This window comes from Streptomyces sp. GL_148 (assembly GCF_057834205.1).
This window is the reverse complement of record NZ_CM174396.1, coordinates 7,754,184-7,770,989: the sequence shown is the minus strand read 5'-3', so window position 1 is coordinate 7,770,989 and position 16,806 is coordinate 7,754,184. Positions and strand designations below refer to the sequence as shown.

Annotated in this window: 17 protein-coding genes; 9 read left to right on the top strand and 8 right to left on the bottom strand. The window is 71.1% G+C overall.

Annotation, left to right across the window (positions count from 1 at the left end):
- Positions 1-177: 177 nt before the first annotated feature.
- The 4 genes from AC3IYI_RS35130 (at position 178) to AC3IYI_RS35115 (ending at position 4,626) form a co-directional block, all read left to right on the top strand.
- On the top strand, positions 178-2,538 hold the full coding sequence (locus AC3IYI_RS35130) for a phosphoketolase family protein (RefSeq protein ID WP_489407473.1): 2,361 nt from the start codon (positions 178-180) through the stop codon (positions 2,536-2,538).
- A 125-nt stretch (positions 2,539-2,663) separates the two neighbouring features.
- Complete coding sequence (locus tag AC3IYI_RS35125; protein WP_489407472.1) at positions 2,664-3,128, top strand: Crp/Fnr family transcriptional regulator; 465 nt, start codon at positions 2,664-2,666, stop codon at positions 3,126-3,128.
- A gap of 43 nt (positions 3,129-3,171) precedes the next feature.
- Positions 3,172-3,816, top strand: coding sequence for a CBS domain-containing protein (locus AC3IYI_RS35120; RefSeq protein ID WP_489407471.1), 645 nt, complete (start codon positions 3,172-3,174; stop codon positions 3,814-3,816).
- 111 nt (positions 3,817-3,927) lie between these two features.
- Entirely contained in the window at positions 3,928-4,626 is a 699-nt protein-coding gene (locus AC3IYI_RS35115) for a response regulator (RefSeq protein WP_489407470.1), read from the top strand.
- A gap of 43 nt (positions 4,627-4,669) precedes the next feature.
- Here the strand turns inward: AC3IYI_RS35115 and AC3IYI_RS35110 are convergent, their stop codons facing one another.
- The gene (locus tag AC3IYI_RS35110; RefSeq protein WP_489407469.1) at positions 4,670-6,391 is read right to left on the bottom strand and encodes a sensor histidine kinase; all 1,722 of its coding nucleotides are present in this window, start codon (positions 6,389-6,391) and stop codon (positions 4,670-4,672) included.
- Entirely contained in the window at positions 6,343-7,053 is a 711-nt protein-coding gene (locus AC3IYI_RS35105) for a cation transporting ATPase C-terminal domain-containing protein (RefSeq protein WP_489407468.1), read from the bottom strand. The genes AC3IYI_RS35110 and AC3IYI_RS35105 overlap by 49 nt, the downstream gene beginning before the upstream one ends.
- Positions 7,054-7,125: 72 nt before the next feature.
- Between AC3IYI_RS35105 and AC3IYI_RS35100 the strand changes: the two genes are divergently transcribed.
- Positions 7,126-8,070 carry a Na+/H+ antiporter NhaC family protein gene (locus tag AC3IYI_RS35100; RefSeq protein ID WP_489407467.1) on the top strand — a complete coding sequence of 315 codons (945 nt, stop codon included), beginning with the start codon at positions 7,126-7,128 and terminating at the stop codon, positions 8,068-8,070.
- 209 nt (positions 8,071-8,279) lie between these two features.
- Positions 8,280-9,203 carry a universal stress protein gene (locus tag AC3IYI_RS35095; RefSeq protein WP_489407466.1) on the top strand — a complete coding sequence of 308 codons (924 nt, stop codon included), beginning with the start codon at positions 8,280-8,282 and terminating at the stop codon, positions 9,201-9,203.
- 378 nt (positions 9,204-9,581) lie between these two features.
- On the opposite strand, the gene AC3IYI_RS35090 is transcribed toward AC3IYI_RS35095, so the two are convergent.
- The 4 genes from AC3IYI_RS35090 to AC3IYI_RS35075 form a co-directional block, all read right to left on the bottom strand.
- Positions 9,582-10,241 carry a universal stress protein gene (locus tag AC3IYI_RS35090; RefSeq protein ID WP_489407465.1) on the bottom strand — a complete coding sequence of 220 codons (660 nt, stop codon included), beginning with the start codon at positions 10,239-10,241 and terminating at the stop codon, positions 9,582-9,584.
- Entirely contained in the window at positions 10,238-10,870 is a 633-nt protein-coding gene (locus tag AC3IYI_RS35085) for a universal stress protein (RefSeq protein WP_489407464.1), read from the bottom strand. Before AC3IYI_RS35085 ends, AC3IYI_RS35090 begins: the two co-directional genes overlap by 4 nt.
- A gap of 606 nt (positions 10,871-11,476) precedes the next feature.
- Positions 11,477-11,605, bottom strand: a complete 129-nt coding sequence (locus AC3IYI_RS35080; protein ID WP_489407463.1) for a hypothetical protein — start codon at positions 11,603-11,605, stop codon at positions 11,477-11,479.
- Positions 11,605-12,507, bottom strand: coding sequence for a universal stress protein (locus AC3IYI_RS35075; protein ID WP_489407462.1), 903 nt, complete (start codon positions 12,505-12,507; stop codon positions 11,605-11,607). The genes AC3IYI_RS35080 and AC3IYI_RS35075 overlap by 1 nt, the downstream gene beginning before the upstream one ends.
- Before the next feature lie 636 nt (positions 12,508-13,143).
- On the opposite strand from AC3IYI_RS35075, the gene AC3IYI_RS35070 reads away from it, so the two are divergent.
- Together AC3IYI_RS35070 and AC3IYI_RS35065 are read left to right on the top strand one after the other, a co-directional pair.
- On the top strand, positions 13,144-13,794 hold the full coding sequence (locus AC3IYI_RS35070; protein ID WP_489407461.1) for a CBS domain-containing protein: 651 nt from the start codon (positions 13,144-13,146) through the stop codon (positions 13,792-13,794).
- Positions 13,795-13,975: 181 nt separating this feature from the next.
- A complete protein-coding gene (locus AC3IYI_RS35065; RefSeq protein WP_489407460.1) occupies positions 13,976-14,968 on the top strand; it encodes an Acg family FMN-binding oxidoreductase in 993 nt (330 codons plus the stop codon).
- 101 nt (positions 14,969-15,069) lie between these two features.
- Here AC3IYI_RS35065 and AC3IYI_RS35060 read toward each other — a convergent pair whose 3' ends face one another.
- Both AC3IYI_RS35060 and AC3IYI_RS35055 read right to left on the bottom strand, forming a co-directional pair.
- On the bottom strand, positions 15,070-15,543 hold the full coding sequence (locus AC3IYI_RS35060) for an Rv1733c family protein (RefSeq protein ID WP_489411786.1): 474 nt from the start codon (positions 15,541-15,543) through the stop codon (positions 15,070-15,072).
- A 9-nt stretch (positions 15,544-15,552) separates the two neighbouring features.
- Positions 15,553-16,056 carry a flavodoxin domain-containing protein gene (locus AC3IYI_RS35055; protein WP_489407459.1) on the bottom strand — a complete coding sequence of 168 codons (504 nt, stop codon included), beginning with the start codon at positions 16,054-16,056 and terminating at the stop codon, positions 15,553-15,555.
- Positions 16,057-16,404: 348 nt separating this feature from the next.
- Here AC3IYI_RS35055 and AC3IYI_RS35050 point away from each other — a divergent pair, with 348 nt between their 5' ends.
- Positions 16,405-16,758 (top strand): CBS domain-containing protein, encoded by a 354-nt coding sequence (locus tag AC3IYI_RS35050; RefSeq protein ID WP_489407458.1) that lies wholly within the window; start codon positions 16,405-16,407, stop codon positions 16,756-16,758.
- The last annotated feature ends 48 nt before the right edge of the window (positions 16,759-16,806 follow it).

The following is a 16,806-nucleotide window of genomic DNA, read 5'->3' as shown; positions in this document are numbered from 1 at the left end:
GGCCGGGGGTGCCGGCGCCGCTGAACCCACCCTCGCCGCGACGGGACTTGCCCCACAGGGGCCGACAGTCCCTCACCGAGGGCCGGTCCTCCCCTCGTGACGGGGACGGGGCGAGTGCAGAGTGTCGGCATCGGCTCAGTCGACGAACGTTCCGGACCGCCGCACGGAGGAGCGGACATGACCGCTTACCCCATCTCGGAGCTCGACGCCCACTGGCGCGCCGCCAACTACCTGGCAGTCGGCCAGATCTACCTCATGGCCAACCCGCTCCTGACCGAGCCCCTGCGCCCGGAGCACATCAAGCCCCGGCTCCTCGGGCACTGGGGCACCTCCCCCGGCCTCAACCTCGTGCACACCCACTTGAACCGCGTCGTCAAGGACCGGTCCCTCGATGCCCTGTGCGTCTGGGGTCCGGGCCACGGCGGACCCGCGGTCCTCGCCAACTCCTGGCTGGATGGCACCTACACCGAGACCTACCCCGGCATCACGCGGGACACGACGGGCATGGCCGCGCTGTTCCGGCAGTTCTCGTTCCCGGGCGGCGTGCCGAGCCATGTGGCACCGGAGACGCCCGGCTCCATCCACGAAGGCGGCGAGCTCGGGTACGCCCTGTCCCACGCCTACGGAGCCGCCTTCGACCACGCGGGCCTGCTGGTCGCCTGCGTGATCGGCGACGGCGAGGCGGAGACGGGCCCGCTGGCCGCGTCCTGGCACGCGAACAAGTTCCTGGACCCGGTCCACGACGGCGCCGTCCTGCCGATCCTTCACCTGAACGGCTACAAGATCGCCAACCCGACGGTGCTGTCCCGGATCCCCGAGGCAGAGCTCGACGCGCTGCTGCGCGGCTACGGCCACGAGCCCCTCTACGTCACGGGCAGCGACCCCGTTCTCGTCCACCACGCCATGGCTCGCGCGATGGACCACGCCCTGGACCGCATCGCCGCCATCCAGGGGGAGGCCCGGTCCGGTGCCACCGACCCTGACCGGGACTGCGCGCGCTGGCCGATGATCGTCCTGCGTACCCCCAAGGGGTGGACCGGACCGGCGACCGTCGACGGCGACCCGGTCGAGGGCACCTGGCGGGCCCATCAGGTCCCCCTGGCCGGGGTACGCGAGAACCGGGCACACCTGAGGCAATTGGAGGAATGGCTCCGCTCGTACCGGCCGGAGGAACTCTTCGACGCCGACGGATGCCCCACCCCGCGGGTCCTCGCATGCGTCCCCGAGAGGGATCGGCGCCTGGGTGCCGTCCCGTACGCGAACGGCGGCCGGCTGCTGCGGCCGCTGCCGATGCCGCCGCTCGACGCGTACGCCGTCCCGGTCGACAAGCCGGGAGCCACCCTCCACGAACCGACCCGCGTCCTGGGGCGCTTCCTCACCCGGATCATGCACGACACCGCCGAGCGCCGGGACTTCAGGGTCGTCGGACCGGACGAGACAGCCTCCAACCGGCTGGACGACCTGTACGACGCCACGGGCAAGGCCTGGCAGGCCATCACGGAGCCCACGGACCGGAACCTGTCGCGGGACGGCCGGGTCATGGAGATCCTGTCCGAACACGTCTGCCAGGGCTGGCTGGAGGGCTACCTCCTCACCGGCCGCCACGGCCTCTTCTCCACGTACGAGGCATTCGCCCACATCGTCGACTCCATGGTCGGCCAGCACATCAAGTGGCTGAAGACCTCGCGCGAGCTGTCCTGGCGGGCCCCGATCGCCTCCCTCAACTACCTGCTCACCTCGCACGTCTGGCGCCAGGACAACAACGGCTTCTCCCACCAGGACCCCGGCTTCGTCGACCACGTCCTCAACAAGAGCCCCGAGGTCGTACGGGTCTACCTGCCGCCGGACGCCAACACCCTCCTCGTCGTGGCCAATCACGCGCTGCGCAGCCGCGACCAGGTCAACGTGATCGTCGCCGGCAAGCAGCCCTCCTTCGACTGGCTGCCCATCGACGAGGCCCGCACGCACGTGACGCGCGGCGCCGGCGTGTGGGAGTGGGCGGGGACCGACGACGGTACCCGCGAACCGGACGTCGTGCTCGCCTGCGCCGGAGACGTGCCCACCATGGAGGTGCTGGCCGCCGCGGCCCTGCTCCGCGAGCACCTCCCGTCGCTGGCCGTCCGGGTCGTCAACGTCGTCGACATCGCCCGGCTCATGCCGCACGAGGAACACCCGCACGGCATGACCGACACCGAGTACGACGCCCTCTTCACCACCCACCGGCCGGTGATCTTCGCGTACCACGGCTATCCGTGGCTGATCCACCGGCTCGCCTACCGCCGCACCGGACACCCGAACCTGCACGTGCGCGGGTACAAGGAATCCGGTACGACGACGACCCCCTTCGACATGGTCGTGCGCAACGACATGGACCGGTACCGGCTCGTCATGGACGTCATCGACCGCGTCCCGGGCCTCGCCGGCCAGGCCGAGGCGCTGCGCCAGACCATGGCCGACCAGCGCATCCGCCACCACGGCTGGATCCGCGAGCACGGCACCGACCTGCCGGAGATCGCCGACTGGTCCTGGCCGTACTGATCAGCGCCCATGGGTCGGGACAGGGCCCTTTGGTCCCGTCGCAGCGGCTTGCGGGGCCGGTCGGCCCCTACCTCGCGGACACCGGGCTTCCGATACTGGAAGTGGACTCGAACAAGGAGGCCTCCATGACCACCCCGTCCCCCACCCGGATCGCCGCCGCACTGCCGCCGGAATTCCGCACGCGGCTGCTGGACATCGCCCGGGAGGTCAACGTCCCGGACGGCACCCGCCTCTTCAACGAGGGCGGCAGGGCCGACCGGTTCTGGATCGTACGGACCGGCGTCGTCGCGCTCGACCTGCATGTTCCGGGCCGGCAGGCCGCCGTGATCGAGAGCCTCGGTCCCGGCCAACTCGTCGGCTGCTCGTGGATGCTCCGGCCCCGCACCTGGCGGCTGGGCGCCGAAGCGACGACACCGGTACGCGCGTACGAGTTCGACTCCGCCACCGTGCTCGGTCTGATGGACGCCGACCCGGCTTTCGGGTCCGCCGTCGGCCATTGGGTCGCAGAGGTCCTCGCGCACCGGCTGCACTCCGCCCGGATCCGACTGCTCGACCTCTACGGTCCGCACGGCAGCGGCGCCCGCATCTGAGCGGACCTGCCGATCAGCCACACCCCAGCACTGAGGAGCCACCATGCCCGTGTCCCGGTACACCGTCAGCGACGTCATGAGCCAGACGGCCGTGGCCATCGGCCGCGAGGCCTCGTACAAGGAGATCGTCGAGCTGATGCACCAGTGGAAGGTCAGTGCCGTCCCCGTGCTGGAAGGCGAGGGCCGCGTCGTCGGGGTGGTCTCCGAGGCCGATCTCCTGCCGAAGGAGGAGTTCCGGCGGGATGACCCGCGCCTTCCGGAACAGCTGGAGGAAGCTGCCAAGGCTGGGGGCGTGCTGGCCGAGGAGCTGATGTCGAGCCCGGCCGTGACCGTCCACCCCGACGCCACGATCGCCGAGGCGGCCCGCCTCATGGCCCGCAAGCGCGTGAAGCGCCTCCCCGTCGTGGACAGGCTCGGCATGCTGGAGGGGGTCGTGAGCCGGAGCGACCTGCTCAAGGTGTTCCTGCGCCCGGACGAGGAGATCGAGGAGGAGATCCGCGAAGCCGTCCTCGCCGAGCTCGCTCCGCCGGTACACCTGCTGGTCACGGTGCAGGACGGCATCGTCACCCTGCGCGGTTCCCTCCACAACCGCGCCCTGGTGCCGCTGACGGCCCGCGCGATCCGAGCCGTCGAGGGCGTCGTCGACGTACGGATGGAGCTGGACGGCGCCGAAGGCGCCGCGGCCTGAGCCGGGCGCCCGTACGCTCCGGACCGCTTGCGGGCCGCGAGGTGCTTCGGCCCGGCCCCTGAGACAATCCGTACGAGAGGTACGTAGAGCGGATCTGCCACAGGGGCGCACATGTCCGACGCACCAGCACCCCCGGTCCCGGCCGGGGCGCCCATCAAGGTCTTCCTCCTGGACGACCACGAGGTCGTTCGCCGCGGCCTGCACGACCTGCTGGACGCGGAACCCGGCATCGAGGTCGTCGGCGAGGCGTCCAGCGCCGAGCAGGCACTGGCCCGAGGGCCGGCTCTGCGCCCTGACGTCGCGGTGCTCGACATCCGCCTGCCCGACGGAGACGGGATCACCGTCTGCCGCGAACTCCGCTCCCGCATGCCGGAGCTCGCCTGCCTCATGCTGACCTCGTTCGACGACGAGGACGCGCTGCTCGACGCGATCATGGCGGGGGCCGCGGGCTACGTCCTCAAACAGATCAAGGGCTCCGACCTCGTCTCCGCGGTACGGACGGTCGCCACGGGCCAGTCCATGCTGGACCCGGCGACCACCGCCCGCCTGATGCACTCCCTGAGGGACCCGGAGACGGCGAAGGCCCCCTCGGACGCGCGGCTGGCCGCCCTCTCCGAGCGGGAGCGCTCGGTGCTCGAACTGATCGGCGAGGGCCTCACGAACGCGCAGATCGCCAAGCGGTTGTACCTGTCCGAGAAGACGGTCAAGAACCACATCTCCCGGCTGCTCGGGAAGCTCGGCGTGGAGCGCCGGGTGCAGGCGGCCGTCATCGCCGCCCAGGTGCAGGAGCACGAGAAGGATCAGCGCTGAACACTGGCGTACGCGCAGACTGGAGCCCTTCGGGAAGGGCTCCCTACAGCGGGATCCGCCATTCCAGCTTCGTCCCCTGACCGCCCTGCCCGCGCGCCGACACGGAGAGTTCACCACCCAGCCGCTCGGCCCTCTCGGCGAGATTGCGCAGGCCGCTGCGCCGGCCGGCGTCCGGGATGCCGATCCCGTTGTCCGCCACCGTCACGGCGAGTACGCCTTCGGCGGCCGAGAGGGAAACCTCTGCTCGGGTCGCCCTCGCGTGGCGGGCCACGTTGGTGAGCGCCTCCCCGATCACGGCGAGCACCTCGTCCGCGACCTTCGACGGCACGTCGGTGTCGATCAGGCCTTCCATCCGCAGGGCCGGCGCGAAGCCGAGCACCGCCGCGGCCGCGTCCACGGCCCGGACGGCGCGGAGCCGGAGCTTCGGGGGCGCTCCGGGCACCTCGCGCTCTCGGAGCCCGAAGATCGTCGATCGGATGATCTTGATGGTGGCGTCCAGGTCGTCGATCGCCCTGGCCAGCCTTTCCGACGCCTCCGGGTGCTCGACGAAACGCTGGGCGCTCTGCAGGGTCATCCCGGTCGCGAAGAGCCGCTGGATCGCCAGATCGTGCAGGTCGCGGGCGATGCGGTCGTGGTCCTCCAGCAGGCTCATCTGCTCGGCGTCCCTGCGCCGGTCGGCGAGCTCAAGGGCCAGCGCGGCCTGTCCGGCGAAGCCGGGCAACGCGGCCACCTCCGCGGCGGAGAACGATGAGCGGCCCCGACGCCTGGCCAGCATCAGCACGCCGCTCAGCTTCTCCTTGGTCCCGACCGTGACGGCGACGGCGGGTCCGAAGCCCGCCCACCGTTCCGGCTGCACGGTGATCCGTTCGTCGGTTTCGGCGTCGGCGACGGTGACCAGCCCGGTCTCCTCTTCGAGGGCGGCAGCGGCCAGGGTCCCTTCGCTGCTCGGCAGCACGACGCCGCGGTGTGCTTCGGCACCGTTCCCGAGAGCCAGCGAGCCGCTCAGTTCGCCGCCCTGGCCGACCAGATAGAAGACCCCGATATCAGCCGCGGTGATGTCCCTGGCCCGCTCCAGCATCCCTTCGAGTACCTCGCTCTCGGGCGAACCGGACAGCAGCTCGCTGGTGAATTCGGAGCTGGCGGCCAGCCAGCGCTCCCGGAGGCGGACCTCTTCGAAGAGGCGGGCGTTCTCGATGGCGATGCCGGCCGCCACCGCGAGCGTCGACAGGACCGTCTCGTCCTCTTCGTCGAAGTCGATCCCGCCCCGCTTCTCGGTCATGTAGAGGTTGCCGAACACCTCCTCGCGGACCCGGATGGGGACGCCGAGGAAGGAGTGCATGGGAGGGTGGTGTGCCGGAAAGCCGTACGAGGCGGGGTGCTCGGACAGCTCGGCGAGACGGAGGGGTTCCGGGTGGCGGATGAGTTCGCCGAGGATGCCGTGGCCGGAGGGCAGATCACCGATCCGGGCGCGCAGGTCGTCGCTGATGCCGACGGGGAGGAACTGGGCCAGCTTGCGGTCGTCGCCGATGACTCCGAGGGCACCGTACTCGGCGTCGACCAGGATGACAGCGGCTTCTACGATGCCTTGGAGCACCTGGGGGAGATCGAGCTCGCGCCCGACGGACATGACGGCTTCGAGGAGCCCGTTGACCCGGTCCCGGGTACCGCGCACCTCGTCGATGCGCAGCTGGAGCTCGTCGAGCAGTTCGTCCAGCTTCAGGCGCGGAGCCTTCGGCCCGGCCCCGGCGCGGTCGTCCCCGCCCATGCGTACCTCCAGCGGCGGCCCCGAAATGCACCCCGGGTTTCAGTTCTCACGGTAGCCCGGAGCCGCTGCCCCCGCCCGGGTGGCCGTCGCGCAGGGTGATCAGGGCCTCCGAACGCGTGGCGTGTCGTCCGGGCGGCCAGGAACCCGCCGACGCCCGTGGCAGCCGCGAGGGCGAGTGCCGACCACCCGAGGGCTTCGGTCTCCAGTACGGACTGCAGCGGCGAAAGGTAGAGAGCCGCTGCCGCGAGCAGGGCGGAGGCCAGCACGGACAGCGGCAGGAAGAGGTTCTGCCGGACGATCAGCCGGGTACGCAGACCCAGCGCGACGCCGAGCCGGCCGCTGAGCAGGGACAGGAAGAGAACGCTCTGCCAGGGCAGGCCCCAGGCCTGTGCGACCGTGCCGACGATGAGGCAGGCTGCGGTGACGACACCGGCGAGCACGAGGAGCCGTTGCCACGCGCCCGCACCGAGGATGTGCTGGCCGGGCGGCCTCGGGGGCCTGCGCATGGCCTCCGGAGCCGCCGGTTCGGCTCCCATGGCCACCCCGGTGAGGCCGTGGGTCAGGAGGTTGATCCACAGGATCTGGCCGGCCCGGAGCGGCAGCGGGAGGCCCAAGAGGGGACCGATCAGCATCACGAGGATCTCGGCGGCGCCGCCGGCCAAGCCGTAGACCAGGAAGCGGCGGATGTTGTCGTAGACCCGTCGCCGGAGGAGACGCTCGGCTACGACCGGTTGGTGGCGGCCGCCGTGATCATGGTGGGTGCCGGGGTGGGGACGCTGGCCTCCACCGTCAACCCCTTCGCCACCGTCGTCGCCTCCGACAGCGCGGGCATCGGCACGGGTGAGGGCATCCTGCTGCGGCTTGCCATGTGGGCGTGCCTGACGGCCATCGCGGCCTGGTACGTGGTCTGGTACGCCAAGCGCGTCCTGGCCGACCCCTCGCACTCGCTGACCCCGGCCACCGACGAGGACCGCGCTCTCGCGGAACAAGGTGAAGAGGAGGCCACCCTCACCGGTCGGCACCGCGCCGTCCTCGGCGTCTTCGCCGCGACGTTCCTCTTCATGATCTTCGCGGTCGTCCCGTGGGCGGACCTGGGCGTCACCTTCCTGCCGACGCTCGGCTGGTACTTCCCGGAGCTGGCGGCCCTGTTCATCGTCGCTGCCGTCGCGGTGGGCCTGATCGGTGGCCTGGGCGAGCAGGGCACGGCCGAGGCGATCACCCGTGGGGCCGGGGACTTCGTCGGCGCGGCCGTGATCGTCATGCTGGCCCGCGGGGTCACCGTGATCATGAACAACGCCGCCGTCACCGACACCATCCTGAACGCCCTGCACAGCACCGTGTCGGGTACTTCCCACGGGGCATTCGCGGTGCTGATGTTCCTGGTCACCGTCCCACTGGCCTTCCTCGTTCCGTCCTCGTCCGGACACGCCGCCCTCGCCATGCCGATCCTGGCCCCGCTCGCCGACTTCGCCGGCGTCAGCCGGTCCCTGGTGGTCACGGCGTACCGGTCGGCATCGGGCTGGGTGAACCTGATCACCCCGACCTCGGCCGTCGTCATGGGCGGCCTGGCCCTGGCCAAGATCCGCTACGACCAGTACCTCCGCCTCGCCGCCCCCTTGATGGGCACCCTGCTCCTGGCGATCGGCGGATTCCTGGTCCTGGGCGCGACGCTCGGCTGAGCCCGGCCCGGACGGGCCCCGGCCTGCGGGGGTCCGGAGGTCTTTCGGGTTGCGGCGTGAACCGGGGAGCCGGACCGCGTACCAGAGGGACGTTCGGCCTCCCGCCCAGGGCCGCCCGGACCATCCTCCCTCCGCTGCACGGAGCGGGAGGGTGGGACACGCACCGCCGACAGCGGTCGCTCTCTCACACACTTTCCTGGAGGAACACCATGTCACGTACCGTCGTCGTGGGCTTGGACGGATCACCCGCATCGCTGGCCGCCGCCGAGTGGGCGGCGCGCGAGGCCCGGCTCCGCCGCCTCCCGCTCAAGCTGCTGCACGCCGTGGAGTATTGGACGCCGCCCTACGGGTACGCGTCACTCGCCGGGGCTTCCGCCCCGGCCTCGGCCTCGACCGAGTACTGGGGCGAGCGCATCCCCCGGGACGCCTTCGAGCAGCTGACCGAGCGTCACTCCGGCCTGGACATCACCACGGAGCAGGTGGACGGGCAGCCCCTGACCGTCCTGGCCGACGCCGCGCAGGAGGCCGAGGTACTGGTCCTCGGCTCCCGCGGGCTGGGGGCGATGACGGGATTCCTCGTCGGATCCGTGTCCCAGGCGGTGCTCGCCCACGCCGAACGCCCGGTGGTCGTCGTACGGACGGGCTCCTGGATGGAGAGCGCCTACCTGTCGGCACCCGACGGCAGCGGGCCACAGGAAGGCGCCTACCGGCCGGTCGTTCTCGGGCTGGACCTCTCGCGCCCGTGCGACGAGCTCCTCGATTACGCCTTCGCCGCAGCAGCCGCGCGAAGGGCCCCACTGCGCGTGGTCCACGGCTGGAGCATGCCGCCCGCCTACAACTTCGACCGGGCGCTGATCGCCCCCGAGGTACGGGACGGCATGGCGGCCGACACGGCCACCGCGCTCGGGGACGCCCTGCGACCCTGGCGGGGCAAATACCCCGACGTCCAGGTCGAGGAGGAATCATCGGTAGGCCCGGCCGCCGCCCACCTCGTCGAGGCCTCGGCGAACGCCTCGCTGATGGTCGTCGGCCGACGGATCCGCCGCTCGGCGATCGGCACGCACCTCGGCCCGGTCGCCCACGCCGTGCTCCACCACTCCGCCACCCCGGTCGCGGTCGTACCGCACCCCTGAGGCAGTGCCGCACCGGACCGGTGGCACCGGACCGGACTGCCGACATCCGTTCCCCGAAGGGCGTCCGGGTTCGTCGTCACAGACGAGCCAACGGGCGCCCTTCGCCATGGCCGCGGCCGGCACGCTCCCCGATTGTCTGCGGGGCGGGGCTCGGCGGCAGGCGGTCGGGCCCTGCCCGTTCCGCCCTTGGCAGGGATGCCCGGCTCCCCGGACGACGCGTCCAGACCACGGCGTCGCGAGGCACAGACGGCAATCCGCCCGCGGGCCGCAACCCGAAGTGGCCCCCAGCGAGGGACACCGGGGGCCACGAAACAAGCCGCGGGGGTAGCGGCCGACGGTGTCGCCGGACGCCTTCGGACCAATCGCCGTCCCGCAGGCTCACACTTCCGGAACGACGATCACCGGGCAGTGCGCCCGGTGCAGCAGACCATCGGCCACGGAGCCGAGCCGCAGGTCCGCGTGCTCTCCGGTGGCACGGCGGCCGACGACGAGCGCGAGGGCGTGTTCGGAGGCCTTGGCGAGTTCCTCCACCGGCTGTCCGACCGGGAGTTCGTGGGTCAGCACGACCTCCGGGTACTTCTGCGACCACTCGGCCGTCGTCTCGAACAGCATCCGCCGCTGCTCCTGGAGGGCGGTTTCCTCGCCCTGGGTCACGACGGCCGGCGGCTGCCGGATCGAGAGGGCCCGCAGCCGGGCTCCTCGCGCGTCGGCCTCCTCCAACGCGAACGCCAGCGCCGCCTTCGAGGACTCGCTGCCGTCGATGCCGACGACCAGGTAGGGCGGCTGCCCGGGGACGTGCGCGTCGTCACGGGCCGAGTGGGCAGACTCCGGACCGGTTTTCCCTTCCACCTGGCGCGTGACGGTCCCGCCTGGAGCCCCGTCCGTGTGGGGTGCCTCCTGCCGCGAGGGCACGGCCACGACGATCCGGAGCCCCAGACCGCGCCGCCCGGCCTCGTCGGCCGCCTGGGCGAGGGACGGGTACCAATTCCTTCCGGGGTCGATTCCGACGAGGATCTCGCGGCCTTCGGTGGTGGTCATGACGCCTCGTTCCTGTGTTCGTCGCCGTGGCGCGGGATGAGTTCGACGGGGCAGTACGCGTGGTGCACGAGGCTGTGGGTCGCACGCCCCAGGGTGCGGCCGATGTAGCCGGGCGACCGGCGCCCGCCCATGACCAGCAGGTCCGCGTGGCGCGATGCCTCCACCAGGACGCCTGCGACCGACACGCCCTTCAGAGCGTCCGTCTGGACGATCAGCGAGGGGTACTCGTCCCTGATCTGCTCGGCGACGGCCGTCAGGCTCTGCTCATGGCTGTCGGGCACCTCGTCGGACTTGTCGAGCGGTCTCCCCACCGTGCCGACGGCCTCGAGCAGGTTCCGCACGTGCAGCAGCCGCAACGTGGCCTTGCGCAGCTCCGCCGCACGGGCTGCGTGGCGGACACAGTCGAGGTCGTGCTCGTCCCGTACGGCGGCCAGGACGACCCCGTGGTTGACCTCGTCCTCGCTCCCCCGCACGACGATCACGGGCGTACGGGCCTCCGCGGCGACCTCACCCCAGGGCTCCAGAGCATTCTCCTGAGCCACCCCCAGGGACTGGCCCGACAGCCGCGCGGCGACCCCCACCGCCCGCCTGCGGTGATAGCCACCCCCGCGGTCGATCTCAGAACGCATCAGCGCCGCCGCCACACGGACTCGGTCCAATCCCGCTGCCGCCACCTCCGCACGCGACTCCGGACGGTATGCGCCCAACGCCTTCAGCAACTTCTGCGCAGCCGACCTCAAGCCCTCCGGCTCCTTGCCCGAACCCGGCAACTTCAACAAGGACTCCGCCGCGCCCCGGATCGCGGACTCGGCGAGTACACCTGGCTGCTCGAAGGAACCGTCGCCCAGGATCCGATGCGTGTCTCGCAACAGGCCCAGGGCCCGCTCGCCGTTGGGGCCCTGGGCCTGAAGAGCCGCGGCCAAAGAATCGTCAACCGGTTCGAGTGCCGGGTCGTCCTGTCCCTGTTCCGCTGGTATGTCGAGCCCGGATCTGGCATCCCGGACTCAACCGGCCGTTGCTTGGCCGCCGTCGACGCCCTCCTCGCCGATCGGACAGAGTTGCACCATGGACGATGGCCAAACACGACAGGCAAGTGGAACCCGGACGGACAGTGGGCTCCAGCCTTCCCTCGAAAGCGAGACGCTGCCGAAGGTGGACACCTCTTTTGCGGCGTCAGCCCAGTAGTCACCCACGGCCCTCCACACGCGTGCTGCGGAAGGCCGCGGGCCGATGGGTCATGCCGCCTTCAACCGCGCGGCCTTCCCACCAAGATGGCGGATGTGGACGCCGGGGCCCGGGAAGAAGACAGTGACCCGGTCGGTGTCCGACCAGCAGACGATGTCGCGGCGTTCGGTGCTGCTCATCAATCCTCATCCCCGACTGTCCGGGTGTCGCGCGGGATGAGCTGGACCGGGCAGTGCGCGTGGTGCACGAGGCTGTGTGTGGCCCGTCCCAGGGTCGGGCCCAGGTAGGCGGGCGCGCGTCGGCCGCCCATGACGAGCAGGTCCGCGTGGCGGGACGCCTCTACGAGCACCCCGGCCACGGACACGCTCTTCTCGGCGTCGGCCCGGACGGTCAGGTCCGGGAACTCGTCGCGGATCTGGTCCGCCACAGCGGTCAGGCGTTGGGAGCGCTCACCCGCGATCTCCTCGATGTCATCGAGCATGCTCACGACGCTGCCGACGGACTGCAGGACGTTCCACACGTGCAGCAGCCGCAGCGATCCCTTGCGGATCTCGGCCTCGCGCGCCGCTATCCGGGCGACTCCGAGGTCGTGCTCGTCACGGACGGCGGCGAGCACCACACCGGTTTCCGCCCAGTCGTCGGCGCCCCTGACCACGATGACGGGCGTCTTGGCGTCTGCCGCGACCTTCAGGCCGACGGAGCCGAGCATGAGGGAGTTGAACCCGCCGAGGCCGCGGTTTCCGACCACGATCGTGCCGTTGCGGCCGGCGGCTCGGTGCAGGCTCGTGGCGGGGCCGCCGCGGCTGAGTTCCGTGGTGACCTGCACTTCCGGATACCGCTGGACGAGGGCGTCTGCCGTGGCCTGGAGCAGTTCGCTGCCGGCGCCGCGGACACGCTCGAGGGTCTGTGCCGACACGTACAGGGCCCTGCCGTCGGTGTCGGCCGCGTACACGACGTGCAAAGGGCACCCACGGCGTACGGCCTCGGCCGCCGCCCACAGCGCTGCCCCTCGGGCCGGCTGGGAGCCGTCGACTCCGACGGTGACGGTGCCGAGCTCCGAACGGCTGATGGTGCCTTCCATGATTCCTCCTCGCCCAGAACCAATCGGGGACGACTCTCACGCTGGCACTTCGGCCCCATCGCCAAGAGGGCCGCTCAGGACCCGATCGGGACCAAAGGTCCCTGTCGGGCGGACTGCGGAGGGACCCGGGGGCTGACGCCGCGGCAAGCCGTGGTGACGCCTCGTGGAAGGGCTGGTCGGTCCGGCAAGGGACCACATGGCCCCTCCCTCCGCTTTCGTCCCGTCGGCAAACCTGGAGGCGGACCACAGCCCCACAGGACCCGAGGAGTCAGAGCATGTCGCACCGCGCCGTCGCAGACGTCATGACCATCGTGAGCCGCTCTGACCTGCTGCGTCCCATGCTCCGCCGCGACGACGCGATACGCGACGAGATCACCGGCGAAGTACTCGGGCGCACGCTCCGGATGACCCCGGGCGGCGTGGCCGTCTCCGGGGTCGTCGGCGTCGACCGGACACTCGGCTTCGCCGTGGACGATCTGGCGCCGGATCCTGCACTGCCTCTCGACGCCGGTCGGGGGAGCGACGATGCCGCACTGCTGCGACGAATGCGCCGTCGACGTGATCAATCGGCTCAACTACGAGGACTACGACATGTCGGTGGACGAGCCGAAGGCCATCGAGAGGTAGGAGAAGACCGTGAGACATCGAGAACTGCGCGAGCTGATGACCCGCGAAGTGGTCACCGTCGCCGCGAACACCCCGTTCAAGGAGATCGTCCGGACCCTCGTCGAGCACCGGGTATCGGCGATTCCGGTCATCGACCCCGCCGGCCGGCCGCTCGGCGTGATCTCGGAAGCTGATCTGCTGCCGAAATCCGAGGGCCAGGGCGACTACTTCCGGTCGCTGCCGGAGCGGGAGTCCTTGCAGGAGGACAAGGCGGCAGGGCTGCGGGCCGAGGAGCTGATGTCGGCCCCTGCGGTGTGCGCCGGCCCCGACTGGAGCGTGGCCGAGGCCGCCAGACTGATGGAAGCCCAAGGAGTCAAGCGGCTGCTCGTCGTCGACGAGGCGGACGCACTGGTGGGCATCGTCAGCCGACGGGATCTGCTGCGGATCTTCCTGCGGGACGATGACGCCGTCCGCCACGAGATCGCCGGGGACGTCCTCGACCGCACGCTGCATCTGGACCCGGCCGCCGTGACCGTGGACGTGACCGACGGGAAGGTCGAGGTGCACGGAACGGTGCAGTTCAAGAGCCTCATCCCGGTGATCGAGCGGCTCTGCCGGACCGTGGACGGCGTGGTCTGCGTGACTCAGCACCTCGGCTATGCCATCGACGACTCGGCATAGGTGTGAGGGCAGTCCCGTGAACTGTCGCATCGCCCCGCCCCCATCGTCGTGGGCTGGGAACCCGTCGGTCTGCGCTCGGCACCCACACCGGCCCCGCCAGCCACGCCGTCATGCACCACGCGGCCGCACCGGCCGCGGTCGTCGCCCACGGCCGAGACCGGCCTCGCAGTCAGGAAGTCCCATGGCCACCACCCCGCACCCGGACAGCGCAACCGTCACCCGCCTCGTCGAAGACGCCGTCACCGCACCCTCCATGCACAACGCCCAGCCCTGGCGGTTCGTCTACCGCTCCGGCTCCGGGACGATCGAACTCCACGGGGACCCCGGCCGGGCGATGCCGCACACCGACCCCGACCGCCGGGCCCTCCACCTGGGCTGCGCCGCCGCACTGTTCAACCTGCGCGTGTCCGCCGCCCGGACAGACTGGGAGACCCTCGTACAGACACTGCCCGACGACGGCGACCCGTGGTTCCTCGCCACCGTCCTGCTCCGGCCCGCCCCGGCCACCGACGAGGAACTCGCCGCCCTGCACCCGGCCCTGCGGCGCCGTCACACGAGCCGCTTCCCGTTCACGGACGAGGAGATTCCGCCCGCGCTGCTCGACGGCCTCCGGTCCGCAGCCCTCCTCGAAGGCTGCCGCCTCGTCGTCCCGGACTCCTGGCACACGGAAACGCTCCTCGGCCTGGTCCACGACTCGGAGCATCGGGAAGACATGGACCCCGCCGCGCGGGCGGAGACCACGGCCTGGACCCACACCGGCACAGCGGCGGAGGCGACCCGGCCCGACGGCATCCCGGCCGAGGCGTTCGGCCCGCTCCCCTCCGGCCCAGGAGCCACTGTGCGTGACTTCGGCCGCGACAAGCCGGTACCCGGCCGGGCCTGGGCAGCCTTCGAGCAGCGGCCGCAGATCGCGCTGCTGGGCACATCGGGTGATACCCCGGAGGACTGGCTGCGGGCTGGACAGGCCCTCGAGCGGATCCTGCTCCAGGCCACCGCGGACGGCCTCGCCACCTCCATGACCTCGCAGCCCCTCGAATGGCCTGAGCTGCGCTGGACAGCACGCGATCCCCTCGCCGGCATGGGCCACGTCCAGATGGTCATCCGACTCGGCTACGGCCCCCAGGGACCGGCGACCCCTCGCCGCCCCGTCGCCGAAGTCCTGGAAATCCGGTGACGGCCCGCCCCGTCCCCGGCTGTCCCCGCTGCCTGGGCAGTAACGATGGCCGGTGAGGTGAATCGGGATACTGCGGCATTCGTTCGTAAAGGGCCGACGGATCAGTCCTCCTCGATTTCGTGTTCCTCGCGCAGCCGTCCGGACCAGTAGGGTTCCAAGCGCTCCCACTCACGGCCCCATTGCTCCAGGCTGCGTGCCTCGACATGTCGGAGCCGGACGTGGACGATGCCGACGGTGGACAGGGCCAGCAGGGCGAAGGAAGCCAATCCGACAGCCACGGCGAACGAGGCGGCCTCGTTTCGGGACGGTGGGGGCGTCGCCTCGGCGCCCGCGTCGTCGGCCCAGATCGTCGCCGTGGCTCCCAGGGGCGTGCGGAGGGGAATCCCTACGGTCTCGGTGTGGCGGTGGCCGACGGGAAACTCCCAGGCGGCCCGCGCCGTTGCCTCCGGAGTGTCGGCGAAGCGGGAAGGCGCCGCGCGTTCCGCCCGCGCCACCGTTGTCACCGTCACTCGGTGGCGGTGCGCTTCCTCCTTCTCGGCGCCGCGCTTCTCCGCCTCCCAGGCACTGAGGCCGATGAGGATTTCTCAGCAGGCGGGGCCGAGCTCGGCGCTGATGTGGTGAGCCCAGGTCCGAATCCGCTCGGGGTTGCGGAAATCGCCTCCCCTGCCCGCACGGACCATCGCCCGGGCGATGAACCCAGGTGTGCCCGCCCCGATGCTGCCGCCGAAGGTGATGTGCTCCCGCGCGCCGAGCCTCTGCATCTCCCTGGCCACCCCCGGCACCGGCGGGATGTCGTGCTGCTCGGCCGAACTGTCGACAGGACCGCTGCTAAACAGGTAGACGGCGCGGTGCTTGAGGTTGATCTCGTTGCGATCCGCGCAACTCTTGGCCTCGCCGCTCCAGTGGCCCGCGTACAGGGCGCCGCCGAGCACGACGGCGTCGTAGCCGCGTACGTCGTCCACCTCGCCCGCGCGGACGACGACGACCTCCAGGCCGTCCTCACGGAGAGTCTTGCCGATCTCCGTCGCGATACCGGCGGTCGCACCGTGCTTGGTTCCGTAGGCGACCAGGACCCGCTTGGCAGTCATGACGATTCTCCCCTGGTGTCGGTCCGCTGTTGTCCGACCTCACTGTCTCGGGGAGGTGGCAAGTGTGCTTGGGGCCATCGGCCCCCGGCTGGGGCCGTTCGGCCCGCACTGCGAAGGTCCCGGCCCTGGGCAAGGTGGCCCGCACGCGTGCCCGTCTACCCGAGGAGACCCCAGGGGGTAGGTCCCTCCTGGTCCGCCGACCCGGTCCGGATGGTCCCCAAGGTGTGCACTGGAAGGCCCTCCCGGCGCTTGGGACCCGGCGGCAGTCTGAGGGGGAAGAGCTGGAAGCCCCCGACCACCCTGAACCGCGCCAGGCGGGACAGGACCCGACGCATGCGAGGAGCAGTCATGCCCTCCACGCCCTACACCGTCAAGGACGTCATGACGACGCCCGTCACCACCGTCACGCCCACCACCGATTTCAAGGAGATCGTCGCCGCGATGGAGCGTTGGAAGGTCACCGCGGTCCCCGTCATCGAGGGTGAAGGCCGTGTCGTGGGCGTGGTATCCGAGGCCGACCTCCTCCCGAAAGAGGAATTCCACGCACACCGCCCGGGTCTCATCGAGCAGATGCGACGCCTCGGCGAAACCGCGAAGGCCGGCTCGGTCCGCGCCGAGGAACTGATGACCAGCCCCGCCGTCACCATCCGCCCCGATGCGACGCTTCCCACCGGACGCCCGCCCACGTCCACCATGGCCTGAGCGGTGGCGGGACGGCTTGCGGACGAATTGGCCGACTGCGTGAGCTGC